We start from the raw sequence: 23,114 nt of genomic DNA on the forward strand, positions 1-23,114 counted from the left end.
GTCGGCCCCAGCCTACGGCGCGGCGGCCGAGCGAACGCCGCGCCCGCGGGGAACGGGCTGAGGGCGCCCGCTCTAGACCCGCGGCATGTCGGCGAAGCGCGAGAAGTGCCCGTGGAAGCCGACCGTGATGGTGTCGGTCGGGCCGTTGCGGTGCTTGGCGACGATGAAGTCGGCCTCGCCCGCGCGCGGGTTCTCCTTCTCGTAGGCGCTCTCGCGGTGGAGGAGGATCACCATGTCGGCGTCCTGCTCGAGCGAGCCGGACTCGCGCAGGTCGCTCAGGGCGGGTTTCTTGTCGGCGCGCTGCTCGGGGCCTCGGTTGAGCTGCGAGAGGGCGACGACGGGAACCTGGAGCTCCTTCGCCATGAGCTTGAGCGCCCGCGAGAACTCGCTGACCTCCTGCTGGCGGCTCTCGACGCGCTTGCCGCTCGTCATGAGCTGCAGGTAGTCGATGATGACCATCTTGAGCCCGACGGTCTGCTTGAGGCGTCGGCACTTGGCGCGGATCTCGACCAGGGTCATGTTGGGGCTGTCGTCGATGTAGAGGGGGGCGTCGTTGATGCGCCCGCGGGTCGACGCGATCGTCGTCCAGTCGCGCGACTCGAGCGTGCCCTTGCGCATCGCGTGCAGCGGCACGGAGGCCTCCGCCGACAGCAGGCGCATCGCGATCTCGCTGCGCCCCATCTCGAGCGAGAAGAACACGGTCGGGTGGTTGTGCTTGATGGCGGCCGCGCGAGCGAAGTCGAGGGCGACCGTCGACTTTCCGAGGGCGGGGCGCGCGGCGATGAGGATCAGCTGGCCGGCGTGGAGGCCGTTCGTGAGCGCGTCGAGGTCGGCGAAGCCCGTCGGCACGCCCGTCATCGAGCCGTCGCGACCGCGCGCCGCCTCGATCTCGTCGATCGCCTCGTTGACCGCCTCGGTGAGGGGCACGTAGTCCTCCGACTGCGTGCCACCGGCGACGGCGTAGATCTCGGCCTGAGCGTTGTTGACGAGATCGGTGACCTCGCCCTCGCTCGCGTAGCCCATCTGCACGATGCGCGTGCCGGCATCGACGAGGCGACGGAGCACCGCCTTCTCGGCCACGAGGGAGGCGTAGAAGCCGGCGTTGGCGGCGGTGGGCACGATGCCGGTGAGGGTGTGCAGGTAGTCGGCGCCGCCGGCTCGCGAGAGGTCGCCCGCCTTCGTGAGCTCGTCCGTCACCGCGATCACGTCGGTCGGCTCGCCGCGCGAGTACAGCGAGAGGATCGCCTCGAAGATGACCTCGTGCTTGGGGATGTAGAAGTCGATGCCCCGGACGACCTCGATGACGTCGGCGGTGGCGTCCTTGCTGAGGAGCATGCCGCCGATCGCGCTCTGCTCGGCGAGGAGGTCGTGCGGCGGCGTGCGCTCGGAGTGACGGCCGTCTGAGCCCCGGCTGTCGGACCCGCGGTTGTCGGAGCCGCCTCGAGCGTCGAGGGCGCTGCCGATGTGCGCGAGGGACACAGGGCCTCCTAATCTGCGAGCGGATCGCTGAGTGCTTCAGGTGTACCGCCGACCACGGACAGCGGAGCGATGACACGCGACGGGCTGCGTGCGCGGCGGGATACGGCCTCACCCTAGGGACGGCCGAGCGCGACCCTCAACCGGCCCTGTGGATAACGATGTGGAGAGCAGTCGAGAAACGCCGGGGACCGTGTGCACAGCCTGTGGACAGATCTGTGGCATTCCCCCATTGCTTCGCGCAGAAAGCGGCGATGACCTGGGTTTTCTGTTTCCACACCATGTGTGGGGAAACAGGGTTCAAGTGCCGCTTCAGGGTTGCCGTTCTGAATGCTCACCTGTGCACAGAACGACGCTCGAAGCTCTTGCGCAGACCGCCGCCGACCCGCTAAGGCGCGGCCTGACCGGGGGCCGCGGGACGACGAAGCGCCCCCGGGATCGAGACCCCGGGGGCGCTGCCGTTGCGCGCTCGCGACTACTTCGCGGCGACCACCTGGAGGGTGATCGTCGCGACGATGCCGTCGCGGAGCTTGAGGATCGCCTCGTGCGTGCCGACCGACTTGATCGGCGAGACGAGCTCGACGAGTCGCTTGTCGATCGAGCCGATGCCGGCCTTCTCGACGGCCGCGGCCACGTCAGCGGTCTTCACCGAGCCGAACAGCCGGCCCTCGGCGCCCGCCTTGACGGCGAGCTTGACGGGGTTGGCCTCGAGGCGGGCCTTGAGGTCCTGGGCCTCTTCGATCGTGGCGTGCTCGCGGGCGCTGCGGGCGGCCTTGATCTGGTCCACCTGCTTCTCGCCACCGCGGGTCCACGCCACGGCGTAGCCCTGGGGGATGAGGTAGTTGCGGGCGTACCCGTTCTTGACCTCGACGACGTCGCCGGGGGCACCGAGACCGGTGACCTCCTGCGTGAGGATGAGCTTCGACATCACGGCCCCCTTAGCGGCCAGCGCCGGCGTACGGAAGCAGAGCCATCTCGCGCGCGTTCTTGACGGCGCGGGCGATGAGGCGCTGCTCCTGCACGGAGACACCGGTGATTCGGCGAGCACGGATCTTCCCGCGCTCGGAGATGAACTTGCGGAGGGTGGCGACATCCTTGTAGTCGATGATGCCAACCTTGATCGCCTTCGCGGGGGCGGCGTTCTTCGCGCCCTTGCCGCCGCGAGGCTTGCGGCGGTCGCCGCTGCTCTTGCCAGCCATAGTGGTTGTCCTTTACGAAATCAGCTGCCGGTCGTCGGACCGGATCAGAACGGGGTGTCGTCGGAGAAGGAGCCGGGCGTGTTCCACACGTCCCCGGCGTTGGAGGAGCCGGAGCTCTGCGCCGGAGCGCCCCACGGCTCGTCGGCGACCTGGGCGCTGCCGCCGCGGCCTCCGCCCATGGCTCCGCCCGAACCACCCGACGTGCGGGTGATCTGAGCGGTGGCGTAGCGCAGGCTCGGGCCGATCTCGTCGACCTCGAGCTCGATGCTCGTGCGCTTCTCGCCTTCCTTCGTCTCGTACGACCGCTGCTTCAGGCGACCCTGCGCGATGACGCGCGAGCCCTTCGTCAGCGATGAGGCGACGTGCTCGGCGAACTCACGCCACACGCTCGCGCGCAGGAACAGCGCCTCGCCGTCCTTCCACTCGTTCGCCTGACGGTCGAACGTGCGGGGGGTGGACGCGATGGTGAAGTTCGCCACTGCGAGCCCGTTCTGCGTGTAGCGCAGCTCGGGGTCGGCGGTCAGGTTGCCGACGACGGTGATGATCGTCTCGCCGGCCACGACTACTCCGCGGCCTTGGGCGCGGCGGCCTTGGCGGCGTCGCGCGCGGACTTGGACGCGGCCTTCTCCGCGGCCTTCGCCTCGAAGGCGGCGACGCGAGCGACGGCCTCCTCGGCACGCAGCACCTTGGTGCGCATGACCGCTTCGCTGAGCTTCAGCTGGCGGTCGAGCTCCTGCGTGGCCGCGGGGTTCGCGGTGAAGTTGACGACGGCGTAGATGCCCTCGGTCTTCTTCTGGATCTCGTATGCGAGGCGACGACGGCCCCAGATATCGACGTTCTCGATGTTCCCACCGTCATTGCGGATGACGTTGAGGAACTTGTCGAGGCTCGGAGCGACAGTGCGCTCGTCGATCTCGGGGTCGAGGATCACCATCATTTCGTACTGATGCATGACTCACCCACCTCCTTCGGACTCGAACGGCTGCAGACGATCTGCAGCAGGAGGGTATGGCATCAGTCACCCGCTGGAGACAGGGCTCCGGGCAACCTGCACAGCGTAGTCGATGACGGATGACCGGCGCCAGTTCAGGACGCGCCGCCGCGCTCCTGCCACCACGCCCGCAGTCGTCGCTCGGCCTCCTCCGCCCCCAGGGGCCCCTCGTCGAGCCGCATCTCCAGGAGGAAGCGGTAGGCCTCACCGACGACGGGGCCGGGCCGGACGCCGAGGATCGCCATGACCTGCTCGCCGTCGAGGTCGGGGCGGATCGCCGCGAGCTCCTCCTGCTCGGCGAGCGCGGCGATGCGCGCCTCGAGCTCGTCGTAGGCCCCCCGCAGCCGCGCCGCCTTGCGGCGATTGCGGGTCGTGACGTCGGCGCGCGTGAGGATGTGCAGCCGTTCGAGCTGCTCGCCCGCATCGCGCACGTAGCGGCGCACGCCCGAATCCGTCCATGGGGCGTCGCTGTAGCCGAAGAAGCGCAGGTGCAGCTCGATCAGGCGCGAGACCGCGACGATCGTGTCCTTGTCGAAGCGCAGCGCCGTGAGCCGCTTGCGGGCGAGCTTCGACCCGACGGCGTCGTGGTGGTGGAAGGTCACGGCCCCGCCCGGCTCGACCCTCTTCGTCGCGGGCTTGCCGATGTCGTGGAGGAGGGCCGCGAGGCGCAGCACGACGTCGGCGGGAGCATCCGCCCCCGGACCGCGCGAGGCCTCGAGCTCGATCGCCTGGTCGAGCACCGTGAGCGAGTGCTCGTAGACGTCCTTGTGGTGAGCGTGCTCGTCGATCTCGAGCCTGAGGGCGGGCAGCTCGGGCAGAACGAGGTCGGCGAGGCCCGTGGAGACGAGCAGCTCGAGACCGCGACGCGGGGAGGAGGTCGAGAGCAGCTTCACGAGCTCGTCGCGCACGCGCTCGGCCGAGATGATGCCGAGACGATCGCGCATCCCCTCGATCGCCCGCAGCGTCGCGTCGTCGACGTCGAGGCCGAGCTGCGCCGCGAACCGCACCGCCCGCAGCATGCGCAGCGGATCGTCGCTGAAGGAGCGCTCGGGCGAGATCGGCGTGCGCAGGCGCCCGGCCAGCAGGTCGTCGAAGCCGCCGCTCGGGTCGACGAGCGTGAGCGAGGGCAGGCGCAGGGCCATCGCGTTGACGGTGAAGTCGCGGCGCTCGAGGTCGCCGTCGAGCGTGTCGCCGAACGCGACCTCGGGCTTGCGCGAGTCGGCCTCGTACGCATCGGAGCGGTACGTCGTGATCTCGACCGTGTCGGCGCCGATGCGCGCGCCGATCGTGCCGAAGGCGCGCCCGATGTCCCAGTGCGCGCTCGCGACCGGCGCGACGATGCGGATGATGTCTTCCGGGCGCGCGCTCGTCGTGAGGTCGAGATCGTTGACCGGCCGGCCGAGGAACGCGTCGCGCACGGGCCCGCCGACGAGGGCGAGCTCGTGGCCCGCGGCCTCGAAGCGCGCCGCGAGGGTCGCCAGGGGCTCGGCGGCGGCGAGTGCCCGCAGCCGGTCGAGGGCCTCGGCCACGCTCTGCATAGTCACCAGAGTCTAGACTTCCGAGCATGTCGGCCGAGCGGGTGCGGGGGGGTTCTGCCGCGCCCGCGACCCCGCTTCGCGCACTGCTCTCCGCGCTCCTCCTGCTGCTGCTCGCCGGTCCGACCGCCGCCGCGCCGGCCGCTGCGGCCCCCTCCGCCGTGCCGGCTCCGTCGACCTCCGCGACTCTCGCGACGACGAGCGACGTCGCGAGCGCGAGCGGCCTGCAGCTCACGGTCGCCCCGCTCGGCTCGGGCATCGTCGAGCCCGACTCCCCTCTCGCGGTGCGGGTCGTCGCCACCAATCTCTCGACCGCGGCGACGCCCGCCGGCACCGTGACGATCGCCGTCGCGGCCGGCGCTCCCGCCGACTCCGCGACGCTCGCCTCCTGGTTCGGCGAGAGCGATGCGGATGTCCGCCCCGTCCCGGTCGCGACGGCGGCCATCGCCGCGCTCGAGCCCGGATCGAGCACCGCGGTCGAGCTGCGCGTCGAGCCCGCCGCCGCGGGCTTCGCCGGCGCCTGGGGCCCACGGGTGATCGAGATCGCGGCGGAGGGGGAGGGCCGCGTCCTCGGCGCCGCGCGCTCCGCCGTCGTCTGGGTTCCGGAGGGCACGACGCCCCCGACCGCAACCGTGGTCGCCGCCGTGCCCCTCACCGCACCCGGCTTCGAGGGCGCCGTCATCCCGGCGGAGGATCTGGCCGTGCTCACCGCGCCCGGCGGGCTGCTCGTCCGCACGCTCGACGCCGTCGCCGGCCGCGCCGTCGCGATCGGCGTCGATCCGCGCATCATCGCCTCCATCCGCATCCTCGGCACGACCGCGCCCGAGTCGGCGACGGCGTTCCTCGACCGGCTCGCGCTCGTGCCCAACGACACCTTCGCGCTCGCCTGGGCCGACGCGGATCCGCTCGCCACGGCTCACGCCCGCGGCATCCCGCTGCCGCCCGTCGAGGGCGCGGGGGCGGCGCTCGACCCGAGCGTGCTCAGTACCGACCCCAGCGGGGGAGGCGACGGGGGCGATCCGAGCCCGTCCGCCGCGCCCGGCGACCCGGATGCCTCGCCCTCGGCGACCCCCGACCCGGGCGATGAGCCGCCGACCCTCGCCGAGCTCAGCGCCTGGCCGCACGACCTCACCGACATCGTCTGGCCGCAGGAGGGCACGGCGACCGCGAGCGCGCTCGGCGTGCTCGCCGCCTCGGGCGTGGGCACCGCCATCGTCGGCAGCGCCAACCTCGACGGCGGCCGCGGACTCGTCGCCCGGGTCGGCGACCTGCGGATCCTCCGCAGCGACGACGCCCTCTCCCGCGCCGCCCGCGCCGCCGTCGCGGCGACCACCGAGCAGGAGTGGCAGAGCGCCGCCGCGCAGGTCTCGGCCCTCATCGCGGCCTCGAGCGCGGCCGACGCCTCCGTCGTGCCGTTCATCACCCTTGACCGCGAGCGGCTGGGCAACTCGCTGCGCCTGCTCGACCTCCTCGGCGCGATCGAGGCGCTGCCGTGGGCGCGCGGAGGCGGCCTCGCGACCGCGAGCGCCGCATCCGGCCCCGAGGTCGGCGTCGTCGACGCGACCATCTCCGAGGAGCGACTCGTCGACGTCGGGCGGATGCTCGACGCCGAGACCCTGGACCGCGCGTTCGCCGAGGTGGCCGTCCAGCCCTCCCTCATCACCGATGAGCGCCGCCTCGAGCTGCTCGCCGCCCTGTCGCTCGGCTGGGACGAGGAGGCGCCGGCTGCGGCCGATCGGTACGTCGAGGCGTCGGCGGACCTGCGCTCGTCCGTGCAGATCGTCGAGGGCAGCACGATCACGCTGCTCTCCGACCGCACGTCCCTGCCCGTCACGGTGCAGAACGCGCTCGACGTGGCGATCCGGGTCTTCGTGCGCGTCGACAGCTCGACGGGTCGCCTGCTCGTCGAGGATCGCCTCGTCGAGACGATCGTCGAGCCGCAGTCGCAGACGCGCGCGCTCGTCCCGGTGCAGTCGCTCACCAACGGCGAGGTGCCCATCACCGTGTCGCTCAGCGATGCCGCCGACCGCACCGTCGGCCAGCCGACGAGCGTGCTGCTGAACCTGCAGGCGGGGTGGGAGACCGCCGCGATCGTCGTCATGGCGGTGCTCGTGGGCGGGCTGCTCGCGTTCGGCCTCTCGCGCGACATCCGCCGTCGGCTCCGCGCCCGGCGCGGCGAGGAGGAGGCGGCGTGACCGACGAGCCCCGCCCGGGAGCGCCCGGCGACGTGCCGGAGGACCGCTCCGGCGGCATCGGTCGTGCGAGCCTCGTGCTCGCCTCCGGGACGATCGTCTCGCGCCTGCTCGGCTTCGTCAGCGCGGTCATGCTCACGACGACGATCGGTGCGCTCGGGTCGGGCGCCAACACCTTCGCGCTCGCCAACCAGCTGCCGAACAACATCTACGCGATCGTCGCGGGCGGAGTGCTGAGCGCCGTGCTGGTGCCGCAGATCGTGCGGGCGAGCGTGCACGACGACGGCGGCGAGCGCTTCATCAACCGGCTCGTGACGCTCGGGCTCGTGGTGTTCCTCGCCGCCGCGGTCGTCGCGACGCTCGCCGCTCCGCTGCTCGTCTCGCTCTACGCCGCCTCCTCCGACGGCGGCGGTCGCGGCTTCACGGGCGAGGAGATCGCCCTCGCGACGGCCTTCGCCTACTGGTGCCTGCCGCAGGTGCTCTTCTACGCGCTCTACACGCTCTTCGGCGAGGTGCTCAACGCGCGCCGCGTGTTCGGGCCGTTCACGTGGGCGCCCGCGATCAACAACGTGGTCGCGGTCGCGGGCCTCGTCGCGTTCGGCGCGATGTTCGACGCCGACGTGACGCGGGCATCCGCCTGGACGCCGGAGATGATCGCGGTGCTCGGCGGGTCGGCGACCCTCGGCGTCGCGGCCCAGGCGCTCGTGCTCGTGCTCTTCTGGCGTCGGGCCGGCCTGCGCTACCGGCCCGACTTCACCTGGCGCGGCGTCGGCCTCGGCGCGACCGGCCGCGCCGCCGGCTGGATCTTCGCGATGATCGTCGTGATGCAGATCGGCGGCATCGTGCAGACGCGCGTGGCCTCGGAGGCCGCGACGGCCGACGACGCCTCGCTCATGGTCATGCGCACGGCGTGGCTGCTGTTCATGCTTCCGCACTCGGTCGTCGTCGTGTCTCTCGTGACCGCCTACCTGACCCGCATGAGCGCCCACGCGCGCGACAAGGATCTCGAGGCCGTGCGCATCGACACGACCGAGGCGATCCGCATCACGGGCCTGCTCATGACGCTCGCGACGATCGGGCTCATCGCCGTCGCGGTTCCGTTCGCGCGCCTCTTCGCGGCGAACGCCGTCGACGAGATCGCGACCGTGCTCATCGCGTTCGTCGTCGGGCTCGTGCCCTTCAGCGTGTACTTCGTCATGCAGCGCGTCTTCTACGCCCTCGACGACACGCGCACGGCGTTCTGGCTGCAGGCGGCGCACACGGCGTTCTTCATCACGGGCGCGCTGCTGTGCACGCTGCTGCCGACCGCGTGGATCGTCCCCGGGCTCGGCCTCGTGACCTCCGCGGCGGGGGCCTTCCAGATGGTGCTCGGCGGCGTCGTCCTGCGCCGACGTCTGGGGGGCCTGGATGCTCCGCTCATCGCCCGGCGCATGACGCAGTTCCTCGTCGCGGCCGTTCCCGCGCTGCTCATCGGCCTCGGCATCGGCGCGGCCCTGGGCACGCTCGGCGGCGGTCTCGTCGGAGACGGCGTCGCGCGCGCCAGCGTCGGAGGAGCGATCGTGACCATCGTCGCGATCGCCGTGCCGATGGTGCTGGCCTACGGCGGAGCGCTGCTCGCGATGCGCGTACCGGAGGCGGTCAGCACGCTCGCGCTCGTGCGCGGGCGGCTCGGGCGCTGACGGGCGACCGGGTCGGCACGCGTGAACGGCCGGTGAACGCGCCGACCGCCGGAATACCCCCGACCTAGGATGGGTTGTCACCCGTGTCGGAGCGGCACCCGCCCGGCACCCACCTCGTGAGGAACGACATGCGCCACGTCATCATCATCGGCTCCGGCCCCGCGGGCTACACCGCCGCCATCTACGCCGCGCGCGCCAACCTCGAGCCGCTCGTCATCGCGAGCTCGGTCGAGTTCGGCGGCGAGCTCATGAAGACGACCGAGGTCGAGAACTTCCCCGGCTTCCCCGAAGGCGTCATGGGCCCCGACCTCATGGTCAAGATGCAGCAGCAGGCCGAGCGCTTCGGCGCCGAGATCGTCTACGACGACGTCGTGTCGCTCGAGCTCGAGGGCCCCGTCAAGTCGGTCACGCTCGGCAACGGCGATCGCCACGAGGCGCACGCCGTGATCTTCGCCACGGGCTCGGCCTACCGCAAGCTCGGCATCGCCGACGAGGAGCGCCTCAGCGGCTACGGCGTCTCGTGGTGCGCCACGTGCGACGGCGCCTTCTTCCGCCAGAAGACCGTCGCGGTCGTCGGCGGCGGAGACTCGGCGATGGAGGAGGCGACCTTCCTCACGCGCTTCGCCGACAAGGTCTACGTCATCCACCGCAGCGAGACCCTGCGCGCCTCCGCCGCGATGCAGGACCGCGCGAAGAACGACCCCAAGATCGAGTTCGTGCTCAACAAGACCGTCGAGCACATCTACGGCGGCGACCTCGTGACGGGCGTGGGCCTCGTCGACACGGTGACGGGGGAGGAGACCACGCTCGACGTCTCCGGCCTCTTCATCGCGATCGGCGCCGACCCGCGCACGCACCTCGTGCACGGCGTCCTCGACCTCACCGAGCACGGCACGATCGCCGTCGAGGGTCGCTCCTCGCGCACGAGCGTCGAGGGCGTCTTCGCCGCCGGCGACGTCGTCGATCCGACCTACCGCCAGGCCATCACGGCCGCCGGCAGCGGCACGGTCGCGGCGCTCGACGCCCAGCACTACCTCGAGACCCTGCACGACGCCGCGCGCGAGACCGCGTCGGCGACCGTCTGAACCGCAGAACCCGCAACCCCTAGGAGAGATTCATGAGCACGCGCGACGTCACCGACGCCACCTTCGAGGCCGAGGTCCTCAACAGCGAGAAGACGATCATGGTCGACTTCTGGGCCGAGTGGTGCGGCCCCTGCCGCGCCGTCTCGCCGATCCTCGACGCGATCGCGACCGAGAACGCCGACAAGATCGACATCGTCAAGCTCAATGTCGACGACAACCCCCAGACGGCCATGAAGTACCAGATCACCTCGATCCCCGCGATGAAGGTCTTCAAGGGCGGCGAGGTCGTCAAGACCGTCATCGGCGCGAAGCCCAAGCCGGCTCTCGAGGCCGATCTGGCCGAGTTCCTGGCGTAGTCCGCCCCGCCCCGCGCATCCCTCTGTTCGGGATGCGACGATCGGCCCGCCCCACGGGGCGGGCCGATCGTCGTTCCGGCCGTATCCTGGAAGGCACTGCCGCATCGGGCAGCCGCGTGATGGGTGGTGAAACGGCGTGATTCCCCGCGAAGGAACCAATCTCGACCCCTGGTACGGCCTCTACGCCGACCGCACCGCCGGCCTGAGCGCCTCCGAGGTCCGAGCCCTGTTCGCGGTCGCCTCGCGCCCCGAGGTGGTCTCTCTCGCGGGCGGCATGCCCTTCGTCAGCGCGCTGCCCCTGGAGAGCATCCGCACCTCGATGGAGCGCGTCATGCGCGACCAGGGGGCCCGCGCCCTGCAGTACGGATCGGGGCAGGGGACGCCCGAGCTGCGCGAGCACATCCTCGAGATCATGGCGCTCGAGGGGGTCCGCGCGGGCATCGACGACGTCGTCGTCACGACCGGCTCGCAGCAGGCGCTCGACCTGATCGCCAAGCTCTTCCTCGACTCGGGCGACGTCGTGCTCGCCGAGTCGCCGTCGTACGTCGGCGCGATGGGCATCTTCCGCTCGTACCAGGCCGAGGTCAGCCACATCGCGATGGACGCCGACGGCATGATCCCGGCCGCGCTCGTCGAGCGCATCGCGTCGCTGCGGGCCGCGGGGCGCCGCATCAAGTTCCTGTACCTGATCCCGAACTTCCACAACCCGGCCGGGGTGACGCTCAGCTGGGAGCGCCGGCTCGAGATCATCGAGATCGCGCGTCGCGAGGGCGTTCTGATCGTCGAGGACAACCCTTACGGGTTGCTCTGGTTCGATCGTCCGGCCCCGCACGCCATGCGCTCGGTCGAGACCGACGGCATCGTGTACCTCGGCTCGTTCTCCAAGACCCTCGCGCCGGGCTTCCGCATCGGCTGGGCCCTCGCGCCGCACGCGATCCGCGAGAAGCTCGTGCTGGCGGCGGAGTCGGCGATCCTCTCGCCGAGCGCCGTCAACGAGCTCGTCGTGAGCGACTACCTCGCGAACGCCGACTGGAAGGGGCAGATCGACACCTTCCGCGGTCTGTACCGAGAGCGGCGGGATGCCCTCATCGACGCTCTCGAGCACTACCTGCCCGATCTGAGCTGGACGAACCCGAACGGCGGCTTCTACGTCTGGGTCACCCTGCCCGACGGCCTCGACGCGAAGGCGATGCTCCCGCGCGCGGTCAAGGAGCTCGTGGCCTACACGCCGGGCACGGCGTTCTTCGCGGACGGCTCGGGGCGCGCCAACCTGCGCCTGTCGTACTGCTACCCGCCACCGAGCGAGATTCGCGAGGGGGTCCGCCGCCTCGCGAGCGTCGTGCGCGGCGAGCAGGAGCTGCTGTCGACCTTCCACCCCACGGGCCCGGTCGATCTGGTCCTGCCGGAGCCGCACGTCATCAGCCCGCCGCCGAACCTGGGATGAGCCCGATCGCATGACCCGACCCCCCCTCGATCCCCCGGCCCAGCGCGTCGTCGTGCTCGCCGGCGGAATCTCGCACGAGCGCGACATCTCGCTGCGCTCCGGGCGCCGCGTCGCCGACGCGCTCGCCTCGCACGGGCTGCAGGTCGAGCTGCGCGATCCCGACGCCACGCTCCTCCCGGCCCTCCTCGCCGACCGACCGGACGTCGTCTGGCCCGCGCTGCACGGTGCGAGCGGGGAGGACGGCGCTCTGCGGAGCCTCCTGGAGTTCCTGGGCGTGCCCTACGTGGGCTCGCGCGCCGCGGCGACCCGCCTGGCGTGGGACAAGCCCGCCGCGAAGACCCTCGTCGAGCGCGCGGGCGTCCCGACCCCGCACTCGATCACCCTGACGCGCGACGCGTTCCGCGAGCTGGGCGCCGAGAGCGTGCTCGCCGTCGTGCGCGGAGAGCTGCCGGGGGAGCTCGCGGTCAAGCCCGCCCAGGGCGGGTCGGCGCAGGGCGTGAGCCTCGTCGCGACCGACGATGAGCTGCGCCGCGCGATGGTGCAGGCGTACACGTACTGCGACGTCGCGATCATCGAGCAGCGCATCCGCGGCACCGAGATCGCGATCGGCGTCATCGACACCGGCGACGGCCCCGTCGCCCTCCCCGCGGTCGAGATCGAGCCGCTCTCGGGCGTCTACGACTTCGAGGCGCGCTACAACGCGGGGGAGACCCGCTTCTACGCCCCCGCCCGCATCGCCGACGACGTCGCGGAGCGGGCGACCGCGATCGCCCTCGCGGCGCACCAGGCGCTCGGCCTCCGCCATCTGAGCCGCATCGATCTCATCGTCGACGGCGCCGGAACTCCGTGGTTCCTCGAGGCGAGCGTCATGCCCGGGCTCACGGAGACCTCGACCATCGCGCTCGCGCTCGAGGCCGCGGGCCACGACGTCGGGTGGGTCTACGCCGAGCTCGCCCAGGCGGCCATCCGCGACGAGGTCGGGTCGAGAAAGTCCTGATCAGAGCGGTTTTACTGAGCAGCTCTGCCTCCGCTGACGGCTAGCGGAATCCGTCGTCGCCGAGCTCGCCGAGGATGCGATTGAGGTCGCCGATCGTCGCGAAGTCGATGACGATCGAGCCCTTCTTCGCGCCCAACGAGATGCTCACGCGAGTGTCGAGCCGGTCTCCGAGCCGCTCGGCGATCTCCGCGAGCTGCGCCTGGCGCCCCCCGGGGGCCGGCTTCTTCTGCTTGCGGGTGCCCGCCGCACCGCTCAACTGCTGTGCGACGGCCTCCGCCTGGCGGACGGAGAGCTCCTCGTTGACGATCTTGTCGGCGAGGCGCTGCATGAGCTCGGGCTCGTTGGTCGACAGGATCGCGCGCGCGTGCCCCGCGCTCAGCACGCCAGCGGCGACCCGCGTCTGGACGGCCTCGGGCAGGCGCAGGAGTCGCAGCGTGTTGCTGATCTGCGGGCGCGAGCGGCCGAGGCGCTCGGCGAGACGCTCCTGGGTGATGCCGAAGTCCTCCAGCAGCTGCTGGTAGGCGCTCGCCTCCTCCAGCGGATTCAGCTGGGCGCGGTGGAGGTTCTCCAGCAGGGCATCCCGCAGCATGTCCTCATCGGCGGTGTTGCGCACGATCGCGGGGATCGTCTCGAGCCCGGCGATGGTGGATGCCCGGAGCCGACGCTCGCCCATGATGAGCTCGTACTGCGGCTCGCCCTGCTGGGCGCCCGCGCGCTCACGGACGACGATGGGCTGGAGCACCCCGAACTCGCGCACGGAGTGCACGAGCTCGGACAGCTCCTCCTCGCGGAACTCCGTGCGCGGCTGCTGCGGGTTGGGCACGATGTCGCTCGGCGCGATGGCCGCGAGACGCGCACCCGGGACGGCGGCGAGCTCGGCGGAGTCGGGTGCGGGCGGGAAGAAGACGTCGACCGGGCGATCCCGATCGCCGTCGCTCATGGGGATGAGCGCGCCGATGCCGCGTCCGAGTCCTGTGCGCTTGGTGGCCATTACTGCCCCGCCCCTCTCTGAGCGATCTCCGCGGCGGCCTCGAGGTACGAGAGGGAGCCGGCGGACGACTGGTCGTAGCTGATGACGCTCTGCCCGAACGACGGCGCCTCGCTGATCCGCACGGAACGGGGGATGAGGGTGGAGAGCACGAGGTCCGGGAAGTGCTCGCGGACGTCGGCGACCACCTGCTGGGCGAGGTTCGTGCGGCCGTCGTACATCGTCATGAGGATGGTGGAGACCCGCAGATCGGGGTTGAGGTGCTTCTCGATGAGCTTGATCGAGTTGAGCAGCTGGCTCAGGCCCTCGAGCGCGTAGTACTCGCACTGGATCGGGATGAGGACCTCGCGCGCGGCCACGAAGGCGTTGATCGTGAGGAGGCCGAGCGAGGGAGGGCAGTCGATGAAAACGTAGTGGACGGGCTCGTCGACCTCCTGCAGGTAGGTGTCGAGCGCGGTGCGCAGTCTCTGCTCGCGCGCGACGAGCGAGACGAGCTCGATCTCGGCGCCCGCGAGATGGATGGTCGCCGGCACGCAGTAGAGGTGATCGAACTCGGGACTCTTCTGCACGACGTCGTCCATCTCGGCCTCGCCGACGATCACGTCGTAGACGCTCGGGGTGTCGGCGCGGTGCTCGACGCCGAGCGCGGTCGACGCATTGCCCTGCGGGTCGAGGTCGATCACGAGCACGCGAGCGCCCGACCGCGCGAGCGCCGCCGCGAGGTTGACGGTGGTCGTGGTCTTCCCGACACCGCCCTTCTGGTTCGAGACGGTGAAGACGCGCGGAGCCGGGGGGAGCGGAAGATCCTTCTGCTGCAGGGCCATGCGACGACGCGTGATGTCCGCGATCTCCCGTGCGAGGGGAGTGGACTCGTCGTAGCTGCCGCCCGCAGTCATCGGAGAGCCTCCCGATTCGATGTTTCACGTGAAACGGGCGTCGAATCGACGCCCGCCGGTCGCGGCCGAGCCGACGGGCTCAGGACGCTGCGTCCACTGTAGCCCGAAAGACGCGCGTCGCTTCGGGCACCAGACCGGCGCCGAGCTCGATGACCGCGATCGACGAGAGCCGGTGCCTCGCGATCTGCTTGCGCGCGGCCTCGACCTCATCGTGGACGCGTGCGCCCTTCAGCAGGATGAGCTCGCCGCCGCGGCGCACGAGCGGCGCCGCGAGGGGGATGAGGGTGCGCAGTGCACTGACCGCGCGCGCCGTGACCTGGTCGAGAGGCGCCGCGGAGAACGCCTCCTCGGCCCGAGCGCGGAGGACCGTCACGTTCTCCAGGCCCAGGCGGTAGGATTCGGAGCGGAGCCAGTCGCAGCGCCGCTCCATGGGCTCGATGAGCACGAAGCGCGCATCCGGTCGGGCGATCGCCAGGACGAGACCGGGCAGCCCGGCCCCGCTCCCGATGTCTCCGACACGAGCCCCCTCCTGGATGAGCGGAGCGAGCACTGCGGAGTTCAGCACGTGGCGCGTCCAGAGTCGCGGAGGCTCGAGGGGCCCGATGAGACCGAGGGTCTCGCCGTGCTCGGCGAGATCGCGAGTGAAACGACGAGCCATCTCGATCCGCTCGCCGAAGAGGATCGGCGCCGCGGCGGGCTCCGCCTCGAGCGCCACGAGACCGCTCGCATCGCGGACGGCCCCGGCGTCGGTCGTGCTGACGCCGCCGTCGACAGCGTCGAGCTCGACAGCCACGACGGACTCGGCGTCGCCGGGCACGTTCGGGGGAGTGGTCTCAGGATGTTTCACGTGAAACGGAGTGCTCAGCCGCGACGGATGACCGTGTGACGGTCGGCGCCCTCGCCCTCGGACTCCGAGGTGAAGCCGCGGTCGGCGACGAGATCGTGCACGAGCTTGCGCTCGTAGCTCGACATCGGGGGCAGTGCGGCGGAGGACGCGCCGGCCTCGAGCCGCTCGACCGCGCGATCGACGAGGAGCGAGAGCTCCTGCGCACGCGCATCCCGCGACCCGCCGATGTCCAGGATCAGCCGGGAGAACTCGCCCGTGCGCGCGTGGACGGCCAGTCGAGTGAGCTCCTGCAGAGCCGAGACGACATCCGGCTTCGAGAGCAGGCGCAGGTCATCCGGGCTCTCGGATTCGACGGACAGATAGACGCGACCCGCGCGCGACTCGATCTCGAGATCGCCGTCCAGGTCGGCGAGGTCGAGGAGCTCCTCGAGGTAGTCCGCCGCGATGTCTCCCTCGTCGTGCAGCGTCTGCCCGCTCGACTCGGTCTGGTCGAGGTCCTGCTCGCTCACATCGGTCATGGTCATTTCCCCGTCTTCTTCTTGGCGCGGTTCTTGCCGACCGGCTGCTGGCGCTGGGTCTTCTTGGGCTCCTCGGGCGCCGCTTCAGGGGCATCCTCCACGATCGTCGGGAGACCGCGGCGCTGGCGCTTCTTCGCCAGTCGGGCCTCGCGAGCGAGCGCCGCCTCCGAGCCGGGCGTCGGCATGTTCCGGATGACGATGAACTGCTGCACCATCGTCCAGATGTTGGAGACGAACCAGTAGAACATCACGCCGAGCGGGAAGGCGAAGCCCGAGAACGCGAAAACCAGGGGGAGCAGGTACAGCAGAATGCGCTGCTGCTTGTACATCGGAGAGGCCTTCATCTCCGGTGACTGGTTCTTCGACATGATCTGCAGCTGCGTGATGAATTGCGACGCCGTCATGAGGATCACGAGCACGACGGCGATCACGATCACCCACACGTTGCCCTCGGAGGTGATCATCGACGAACCGAGGGGAGCGAGGCCGAGGAGGTTGGCCTCACCGAACTGCCGCGAGAGCTCCTCGCTCAGCAGGCCGACACCGGGCTTCTCCTGGTAGGCGTTCTGCAGCGTGTAGAACAGGCTGAGGAAGATCGGCATCTGCAGCAGCAGCGGCAGGCACGAGGAGAGCGGGTTGGTGCCCGTCCGCTTGTAGAGCTCCATCGTCTCGCGCGACATGGCCTCACGGGAGAACTGGTCGCGCTTGCCCTTGTACTTGTCCTGGATCTTCTTGAGCTGCGGCGCGATCTCCATCATCCGCCGCTGGCTCTTGATCTGCCGGACGAAGACGGGGATGAGAAGAGCGCGCACCACGAGCACCAGGCCCGTGATCGACAGCACCCAGGTCACGCCGGAGGCGGCGTCCATGCCCGCGAGCATGAGCAGCGAGTGCCAGCCGACGAGGATCGCCTCGATGACCCACTTGATGGGCCACAGGATGAGGCTGAAGAAGTCCATGAGGGGAATTATCCCTTTCTCTGAGTGGCCACGAAGCCGAACCGCGTGCGGCGGTAGGGGGAGTGCTCGTGGACGGGTACGTCGTCGATGCCGCCCTCGGCCCACGGGTGGCAGCGAGCGAGTCGTCGTGCGGTGAGCCAGCTGCCGCGCGCGACGCCGTGCTCCTGCACGGCCCCGAGGGCATAGGCCGAGCAGCTCGGGTAGTAGCGGCAGACATCGCCGTACAGGGGCGACACGACCGCCCGATACACCCGCAGGAGGGCGATCACCGCGTTGCGCGGCAGAAGCACGATGGTCTGGACCGCAGTGCTGCGCAGCATCGTCATGCCGTCACCACCCGTCGAACGCCGCCGTCGATCTCCGCCCGCAGGGTATCCCAGTCGATCTCTCCGGCTCCTGGGAGGGCGCGGATGACGATGAGGTCCGTGGGCGGGACGGGGATGTCGGCGATCGCCATCGCGCAGACGGCCTGGATGCGCCGACGAACCCGGTTGCGAACGACAGCGCTCCCGACCTGCTTGGAGACGATGACCCCGAAACGGGGTCCGTCAGCAGATGGGGAGCGCAGTCGGTGGATCACGGCGTGCTCGGCGGTGGCGCGACGACCTTTTCGCACTGCGGCGCGAAAGTCATCCGGGTGCGTGACCCGGTGGGCCCGGCCGAGCACCGGGAGTCTTAGGCCGAGAGCTCGGTGCGACCCTTGCGGCGACGCGCGGCCAGGATGGCGCGGCCGGCACGGGTGCGCATGCGCAGGCGGAAGCCGTGCACCTTGGCACGACGGCGGTTGTTGGGCTGGAACGTGCGCTTGCTCATGGTTATCTCCTCGGCCACTGCAGGGCGGCGACGACGGGCGGTGCCCGGACATCGCAGAACCGACCCGGACAGAAGTCAACCGGTTAACAGTACGGTGGCCGGGGCCCGCGGTCAAACCGCGCGAGCACAGCTCCGCATTATCACCACCACCCGCCGGGACCATTGGTAACGACGCGCCGCTCCCGTCTACAGTGGAGGGCTATGGCGCGCCGCGGTGAACCGTGCTGCCGCTGAAACCGGTGCCACTCACCCCCGAGGAGTCCAGCGATGACGGATGAGTCCGATTCCACCGTCGATCTGTGGAACTCGGTCAAGAGCGTCCTCACCGCCGACGAGCGCATCACCCCCCAGCTGCACGGCTTCATCAACCTCGTCGAGCCGCGCGGCGTCATGGCCGGAACGCTCTACCTCGAGGTGCCGAACGAGCTGACGCGCGGCATGCTCGAGCAGCGCATCCGTCTGCCTCTTCTCAATGCTCTGTCGGGCGTCGCCGGCGAGGCCGTGACGAGCTTCGCGATCGTCGTCAACCCCGAGATCCAGAACGACGGCTTCGACGCTCCCGTGGAGAAGATCGAGCCCACTCCCTATATCGAGCAGCCGCAGGCCTCCACCCCGGTCAACGCGAGCGACCGCCGCAGCGACAGCCGGCTGAACCCCAAGTACAGCTTCGACAATTTCGTCATCGGCGGCTCGAACCGCTTCGCCCACGCCGCGGCCGTCGCCGTGGCCGAGGCTCCGGCGAAGGCGTACAACCCGCTCTTCGTCTACGGCGAGTCCGGGCTCGGCAAGACGCACCTCCTCCACGCGATCGGCCACTACGCCGAGAGCCTGTACCCCGGAATCCGCGTCCGGTACGTGAGCTCCGAGGAGTTCACGAACGACTTCATCAACTCGATCGCGAACAACCGTGCGAGCCTGTTCCAGTCGCGGTACCGCGAGATCGACATCCTGCTGATCGATGACATCCAGTTCCTGCAGGGGAAGGACTCGACGCAGGAGGCCTTCTTCCACACCTTCAACACGCTGCACGACCACAACAAGCAGGTGGTCATCACGAGCGACCTGCCGCCGAAGCACCTCACGGGCTTCGAGGACCGCATGCGCAGTCGCTTCGAGTGGGGCCTCATCACCGACGTGCAGGCGCCCGACCTCGAGACGCGCATCGCGATCCTGCGCAAGAAGGCGCAGAACGACAAGCTGCAGGTGCGCGACGACGTGCTGGAGTACATCGCATCGAAGGTGTCGAGCAACATCCGCGAGCTCGAGGGCACGCTGATCCGCGTCACGGCGTTCGCCAACCTCAACCGCACGCCCGTCGACATGCAGCTCGTGCAGACGGTGCTGAAGGACCTCATCACGCTCGACGAGGACAACGTCATCGCGCCGGTCGACATCATCAATCACACCGCCGCCTACTTCAAGCTCACGGTCGACGACCTCTACGGCTCATCCCGCTCGCAGGCGGTCGCGACGGCACGGCAGATCGCGATGTACCTGTGCCGCGAGCTGACGAACCTCTCCCTCCCGAAGATCGGGCAGCTGTTCGGCAACCGCGACCACACGACCGTGATGTACGCCAACAAGAAGATCAGCGAGCTCATGAAGGAGCGCCGCTCGATCTACAACCAGGTCACCGAGCTCACGAGCCGCATCAAGCAGAACCACCGCTACAGCTGACGCGGCACCGCTCTCCTCCCTCCTCCTGATCACGGCGATCCGGGATGCGGCCCGGGCATGCGCCCGGGCCGTTTTCGCGTCTTCACACAGCTTTCTGCCAGTTTCAGAGGGGGTTTCGCACACTGGGGAGAGGTTGTGGATAACCCGGGGATGAGGGGGGCACGGATTGTGGAGTCCGCCCCGAAACATGTGAGGAGACGCGGATGCCGGCCGAGATCCGTCCCCGGACGTTCACGACTTCGGAACCCGATCATCCACAAATCACACGAATGTGGTTCAGCCTGATTCCGCGTTTCCCACCGAGTTATCCACACTGTGCACAGCGGTTAACGGTGTTAGAACTTCTTCTCAATGAATGAGCGAGGGGGATAACCCTTCCGGGCTCGAACGACAGGAATCCGCGCTGTTCGCGCCGCATCAGCGCTGTGCCAGTATTGAAGCCCCCGCAACCGGGGCAGCAGCATCCGCAGCATTCACGACCGAGAGGGAGCCCGTGAAGTTCCAGGTCAATCGCGACGTCTTCGCCGATGCCGTGTCGTTCGCCGTGAAACTGCTGCCTCAGCGCACCACCCTCCCGATCCTCAGCGGGGTCCTGCTGCGGGCCGAGGGAGACACCCTGACGCTGTCGTCGTTCGACTACGAGGTCTCGGCGCAGACGGCGATCACCGCCGACATCGAGGAGGACGGAACCGTCCTCGTCTCCGGCCGTCTCCTGTCGGAGATCGCCTCGCGGCTTCCCAACGCTCCCGTGCAGTTCACGACGGAGGACAACAAGATCGCCGTCCGCTGCGGGTCGGCGCGCTTCACCCTCTCGAGCATGCCCGTCGAGGAGTACCCGAGCCTTCCCATCGTCGACGGCCCCGCCGGAATTCTGCCCGGTGACGCGTTCTCCGACGCCGTCGGCCAGGTCTCGGTCGCCGCATCGCGCGACGACGTGACCCCCGTCATCACGGGCGTGCAGCTCGAGATCGCCCAGAACCGCCTCTCGCTCGTCGCGACCGACCGCTACCGGGTCGCCGTGCGCGAGATCGACTGGGAGTCCTCCGCCGTCGCCGAGGGCGTCACCGCTCTCGTGCCGGCGCGCACGCTCGCCGAGCTCGGCAAGATCTTCGGCCATTCCGCGCAGATCGAGGTCACGATCGTCACGGGCGGCGACCGCGAGCTCATCGCGTTCTCAGCCGACAAGAAGACCGTCACCTCGCTGCTGATCAAGGGCAACTTCCCGCCCGTCAAGCGCCTCTTCCCCGAGACGGTCGACAACTACGCGGTCATGAACACCGCCGAGCTCATCGAGGCCACCCGTCGCGTGGCCCTCGTGCTCGAGCGCGACGCCGCCCTCCGCTACAGCTTCTCGGTCGACGGCCTCACTCTCGAGGCGATCGGCAGCGAGAACGCGCAGGCCTCCGAGACGATCGACGCGCACCTCGTCGGCGGCGACACGGTCGTCTCGCTCAAGCCCCAGTTCCTCATCGACGGTCTCGCCGCGGTGCACAGCGAGTTCGTGCGCATCTCGTTCACGAAGACCGACAACCCCAACAAGCCGGGGCCGGTGCTCATCACGAGCCAGTCGTCGAAGGACCAGCCGGGCGCCGACAACTACCGCTACCTGCTGCAGCCGAACCTGCTGCTGCGCTAGCGCTCGCGGCGTGCACGTCACCCACCTCTCGCTCGCGGACTTCCGCAACTACGCGCGCGCCGAGGTCGAGCTCGCACCCGGTCCCGTCCTGTTCGTCGGCCGCAACGGCCAGGGCAAGACCAATCTCGTCGAGGCGATCGGCTATGCGAGCACGGTCTCGAGCCACCGGGTCTCGACCGATCAGGCTCTCATCCGATTCGGCGCCGAGTCCGCGATCGTGCGGATGCGCGTGCAGCACGACGATCGAGCGCTCGTCATCGAGATCCAGCTCAATCGCACCGGCGCCAACAAGGCGCAGGTCAATCGCGGAGCGATCCGCGTGCGCGAGCTGCCGCGCTACTTCTCGAGCGTGCTGTTCGCGCCGGAGGATCTGGCGCTCGTCCGCGGCGAGCCCGGCGGTCGCCGCACCTTCCTCGACACGCTCGTCGTCCAGCGGAACCCTCGCTTCGCCGGTGTGATCTCCGACTACGAGCGAGTGCTGCGGCAGCGCAACACCCTCCTGAAGTCGGCGCGCGCCTCGCGCATCGCCGCCGATGCACTGACGACGCTCGACGTGTGGGACGACCGCCTCGTCGACCTCGGCACGGAGCTCATGGTCGCGCGCTGGCAGCTCGTCGCCGCCCTCCGCCCCCACGTCGCCGACGCCTATCGCGCGGTCGCGGGCGATGACCACCGCACCCGCCTGGGCCTGCAGCACTCGATCGACGGCGACGCGGTCGGCCCGCACCTCGACGACGATGCGGCGGATGCCCCGCTCGACCCCGAGGCGACGCGCGAGCGCTTCCGCTCCGTCCTCGCCGACCGCCGCCGGGCCGAGCTCGAGCGCGCCGTCACGCTCGTCGGCCCCCACCGCGACGACCTCGTGCTCGAGCTCAACGGGCTCCCCGCCCGCGGCTACGCGAGCCACGGCGAGAGCTGGTCGTACGCGCTCGCGCTCAAGCTCGCTTCGGCGCACGTGCTGCGCACGGACGCCGTCGCCGGCGACCCCGTCCTCGTGCTCGACGACGTCTTCGCCGAGCTCGACGAGGGGCGGCGGGAGCGTCTCGCCGACGCGGTGCAGGGCTTCGAGCAGGTGCTCATCACCGCCGCGGTCGGCGGCGACGTCCCCGATCGGCTGCGCGCGACGACCGTCCGCATCGCGGCCGGCGCCGTCGTGGAGGACGAGGACTGATGCCGGCCCGCGAGCAGCCCGAGTCCGAGGCCGCGGCCGTGTACCTGCGACTGCGCCGGCTCATGGGCGACCCGGCGAAGCGATCGGGGGATGCCCGCAAGCGGTCCACGGTCGCCCGCGGGGCATCCGTGCCCTTCGGCATCGGGCGCGACCCCTCGGGCCTCGGCGACGTCATCGACTCGATGAGCGCACGGATGGGCTGGACGTCGCCGCTCGCGAAGGGCGAGCTGCTGCTGTCGTGGCCCGAGCTCGTGGGGGAGGACACCGCTGCGCACTCGACGCCCGTCGGCATCGAGGAGGAGGTGCTCACGGTGCAGTGCGACTCGACGGCGTGGGCGACGCAGCTGCGGCTCATGCGGGCCGATATCCTGACCTCCATCCTGAAGCGCTACCCCGATGCGGGCGTGAGATCGATCCGCTTCGACGGGCCGGGCGCACCGAGCTGGAAGCGCGGCCCCCGGTCGATTCCCGGGCGCGGCCCACGCGATACCTACGGCTGAGATAGCGAATCACTCCGCCCAGAGCGAGAAATCGCCCCTGAGGGGCGTCAGAGGCCCGCTGAGGGCCGGATTTTTGCTAGGATTGTCACGTCGCTGCGGGGCCTGTTCTTCGGCCCGTGCCAGCACGATCGGTCTACTCGGCAGGAGCGCTATCC

24 protein-coding genes are annotated in these 23,114 nt (G+C 70.1%); 10 read left to right on the forward strand and 14 right to left on the reverse strand.

The annotated features are described in order from the left end of the window. Positions 1 to 72 precede the first annotated feature (72 nt). The 6 genes from dnaB to ASC54_RS02720 form a co-directional block, all read right to left on the reverse strand. Positions 73 to 1,479 carry a replicative DNA helicase gene (dnaB, locus tag ASC54_RS02695; protein ID WP_055896512.1) on the reverse strand — a complete coding sequence of 469 codons (1,407 nt, stop codon included), beginning with the start codon at positions 1,477 to 1,479 and terminating at the stop codon, positions 73 to 75. 472 nt (positions 1,480 to 1,951) lie between these two features. Then, the gene (rplI, locus tag ASC54_RS02700; protein WP_055857731.1) at positions 1,952 to 2,404 is read right to left on the reverse strand and encodes a 50S ribosomal protein L9; all 453 of its coding nucleotides are present in this window, start codon (positions 2,402 to 2,404) and stop codon (positions 1,952 to 1,954) included. 10 nt (positions 2,405 to 2,414) lie between these two features. Then, positions 2,415 to 2,675 carry a 30S ribosomal protein S18 gene (rpsR, locus tag ASC54_RS02705; protein WP_055857729.1) on the reverse strand — a complete coding sequence of 87 codons (261 nt, stop codon included), beginning with the start codon at positions 2,673 to 2,675 and terminating at the stop codon, positions 2,415 to 2,417. 44 nt (positions 2,676 to 2,719) lie between these two features. Next, on the reverse strand, positions 2,720 to 3,235 hold the full coding sequence (locus ASC54_RS02710; protein WP_055857727.1) for a single-stranded DNA-binding protein: 516 nt from the start codon (positions 3,233 to 3,235) through the stop codon (positions 2,720 to 2,722). Between the two features lie 2 nt (positions 3,236 to 3,237). Continuing rightward, complete coding sequence (gene rpsF, locus ASC54_RS02715; protein WP_055857725.1) at positions 3,238 to 3,627, reverse strand: 30S ribosomal protein S6; 390 nt, start codon at positions 3,625 to 3,627, stop codon at positions 3,238 to 3,240. Positions 3,628 to 3,761: 134 nt separating this feature from the next. Next, entirely contained in the window at positions 3,762 to 5,204 is a 1,443-nt protein-coding gene (locus ASC54_RS02720) for a CCA tRNA nucleotidyltransferase (RefSeq protein WP_055896515.1), read from the reverse strand. 26 nt (positions 5,205 to 5,230) lie between these two features. Here ASC54_RS02720 and ASC54_RS02725 point away from each other — a divergent pair, with 26 nt between their 5' ends. The 6 genes from ASC54_RS02725 to ASC54_RS02750 all read left to right on the forward strand — a co-directional run bounded on the left by ASC54_RS02725 (position 5,231) and on the right by ASC54_RS02750 (position 12,954). Beyond that, positions 5,231 to 7,396 (forward strand): DUF6049 family protein, encoded by a 2,166-nt coding sequence (locus tag ASC54_RS02725; RefSeq protein WP_055896516.1) that lies wholly within the window; start codon positions 5,231 to 5,233, stop codon positions 7,394 to 7,396. Then, positions 7,393 to 9,072, forward strand: coding sequence for a murein biosynthesis integral membrane protein MurJ (gene murJ / locus ASC54_RS02730; RefSeq protein ID WP_235451367.1), 1,680 nt, complete (start codon positions 7,393 to 7,395; stop codon positions 9,070 to 9,072). The genes ASC54_RS02725 and murJ overlap by 4 nt, the downstream gene beginning before the upstream one ends. A 128-nt stretch (positions 9,073 to 9,200) precedes the next feature. Then, positions 9,201 to 10,157, forward strand: a complete 957-nt coding sequence (gene trxB, locus ASC54_RS02735; RefSeq protein ID WP_055897897.1) for a thioredoxin-disulfide reductase — start codon at positions 9,201 to 9,203, stop codon at positions 10,155 to 10,157. Positions 10,158 to 10,189: 32 nt separating this feature from the next. Beyond that, positions 10,190 to 10,513: a thioredoxin gene (gene trxA, locus ASC54_RS02740; RefSeq protein ID WP_055857720.1), complete on the forward strand. Its 324-nt coding sequence runs from the start codon at positions 10,190 to 10,192 to the stop codon at positions 10,511 to 10,513. A gap of 136 nt (positions 10,514 to 10,649) precedes the next feature. Further along, on the forward strand, positions 10,650 to 11,957 hold the full coding sequence (locus tag ASC54_RS02745) for a PLP-dependent aminotransferase family protein (RefSeq protein WP_055896519.1): 1,308 nt from the start codon (positions 10,650 to 10,652) through the stop codon (positions 11,955 to 11,957). Between the two features lie 10 nt (positions 11,958 to 11,967). After that, positions 11,968 to 12,954: a D-alanine--D-alanine ligase gene (locus tag ASC54_RS02750; RefSeq protein WP_055896521.1), complete on the forward strand. Its 987-nt coding sequence runs from the start codon at positions 11,968 to 11,970 to the stop codon at positions 12,952 to 12,954. Positions 12,955 to 12,994: 40 nt separating this feature from the next. Here the strand turns inward: ASC54_RS02750 and ASC54_RS02755 are convergent, their stop codons facing one another. The 8 genes from ASC54_RS02755 to rpmH all read right to left on the reverse strand — a co-directional run bounded on the left by ASC54_RS02755 (position 12,995) and on the right by rpmH (position 17,975). Continuing rightward, complete coding sequence (locus tag ASC54_RS02755; protein ID WP_055857714.1) at positions 12,995 to 13,945, reverse strand: ParB/RepB/Spo0J family partition protein; 951 nt, start codon at positions 13,943 to 13,945, stop codon at positions 12,995 to 12,997. Beyond that, positions 13,945 to 14,838, reverse strand: coding sequence for a ParA family protein (locus ASC54_RS02760; protein ID WP_055857712.1), 894 nt, complete (start codon positions 14,836 to 14,838; stop codon positions 13,945 to 13,947). Before ASC54_RS02760 ends, ASC54_RS02755 begins: the two co-directional genes overlap by 1 nt. A 79-nt stretch (positions 14,839 to 14,917) precedes the next feature. After that, positions 14,918 to 15,496 (reverse strand): 16S rRNA (guanine(527)-N(7))-methyltransferase RsmG, encoded by a 579-nt coding sequence (rsmG, locus tag ASC54_RS02765; protein WP_082514939.1) that lies wholly within the window; start codon positions 15,494 to 15,496, stop codon positions 14,918 to 14,920. Between the two features lie 203 nt (positions 15,497 to 15,699). Then, on the reverse strand, positions 15,700 to 16,203 hold the full coding sequence (locus ASC54_RS02770) for a R3H domain-containing nucleic acid-binding protein (protein WP_055897903.1): 504 nt from the start codon (positions 16,201 to 16,203) through the stop codon (positions 15,700 to 15,702). A gap of 2 nt (positions 16,204 to 16,205) precedes the next feature. Continuing rightward, positions 16,206 to 17,162 carry a membrane protein insertase YidC gene (yidC, locus tag ASC54_RS02775; RefSeq protein WP_055857710.1) on the reverse strand — a complete coding sequence of 319 codons (957 nt, stop codon included), beginning with the start codon at positions 17,160 to 17,162 and terminating at the stop codon, positions 16,206 to 16,208. A gap of 8 nt (positions 17,163 to 17,170) precedes the next feature. Next, positions 17,171 to 17,482 carry a membrane protein insertion efficiency factor YidD gene (yidD, locus tag ASC54_RS02780; RefSeq protein ID WP_055859310.1) on the reverse strand — a complete coding sequence of 104 codons (312 nt, stop codon included), beginning with the start codon at positions 17,480 to 17,482 and terminating at the stop codon, positions 17,171 to 17,173. 2 nt (positions 17,483 to 17,484) lie between these two features. Then, on the reverse strand, positions 17,485 to 17,829 hold the full coding sequence (rnpA, locus tag ASC54_RS02785) for a ribonuclease P protein component (RefSeq protein WP_055896524.1): 345 nt from the start codon (positions 17,827 to 17,829) through the stop codon (positions 17,485 to 17,487). Between the two features lie 8 nt (positions 17,830 to 17,837). Beyond that, positions 17,838 to 17,975: a 50S ribosomal protein L34 gene (gene rpmH, locus ASC54_RS02790; RefSeq protein ID WP_022881903.1), complete on the reverse strand. Its 138-nt coding sequence runs from the start codon at positions 17,973 to 17,975 to the stop codon at positions 17,838 to 17,840. A 267-nt stretch (positions 17,976 to 18,242) separates the two neighbouring features. Here rpmH and dnaA point away from each other — a divergent pair, with 267 nt between their 5' ends. The 4 genes from dnaA (at position 18,243) to ASC54_RS02810 (ending at position 22,959) form a co-directional block, all read left to right on the forward strand. Next, positions 18,243 to 19,652, forward strand: a complete 1,410-nt coding sequence (gene dnaA / locus ASC54_RS02795; RefSeq protein ID WP_055857708.1) for a chromosomal replication initiator protein DnaA — start codon at positions 18,243 to 18,245, stop codon at positions 19,650 to 19,652. A gap of 493 nt (positions 19,653 to 20,145) precedes the next feature. Next, positions 20,146 to 21,288, forward strand: coding sequence for a DNA polymerase III subunit beta (gene dnaN / locus ASC54_RS02800; RefSeq protein WP_055857706.1), 1,143 nt, complete (start codon positions 20,146 to 20,148; stop codon positions 21,286 to 21,288). 10 nt (positions 21,289 to 21,298) lie between these two features. Then, a complete protein-coding gene (gene recF, locus ASC54_RS02805; protein ID WP_055857704.1) occupies positions 21,299 to 22,459 on the forward strand; it encodes a DNA replication/repair protein RecF in 1,161 nt (386 codons plus the stop codon). Further along, entirely contained in the window at positions 22,459 to 22,959 is a 501-nt protein-coding gene (locus tag ASC54_RS02810; protein ID WP_055857702.1) for a DUF721 domain-containing protein, read from the forward strand. The genes recF and ASC54_RS02810 overlap by 1 nt, the downstream gene beginning before the upstream one ends. The last annotated feature ends 155 nt before the right edge of the window (positions 22,960 to 23,114 follow it).

Source organism: Yonghaparkia sp. Root332, from assembly GCF_001425665.1.
Classification (GTDB): Bacteria; Actinomycetota; Actinomycetes; order Actinomycetales; family Microbacteriaceae; genus Microcella.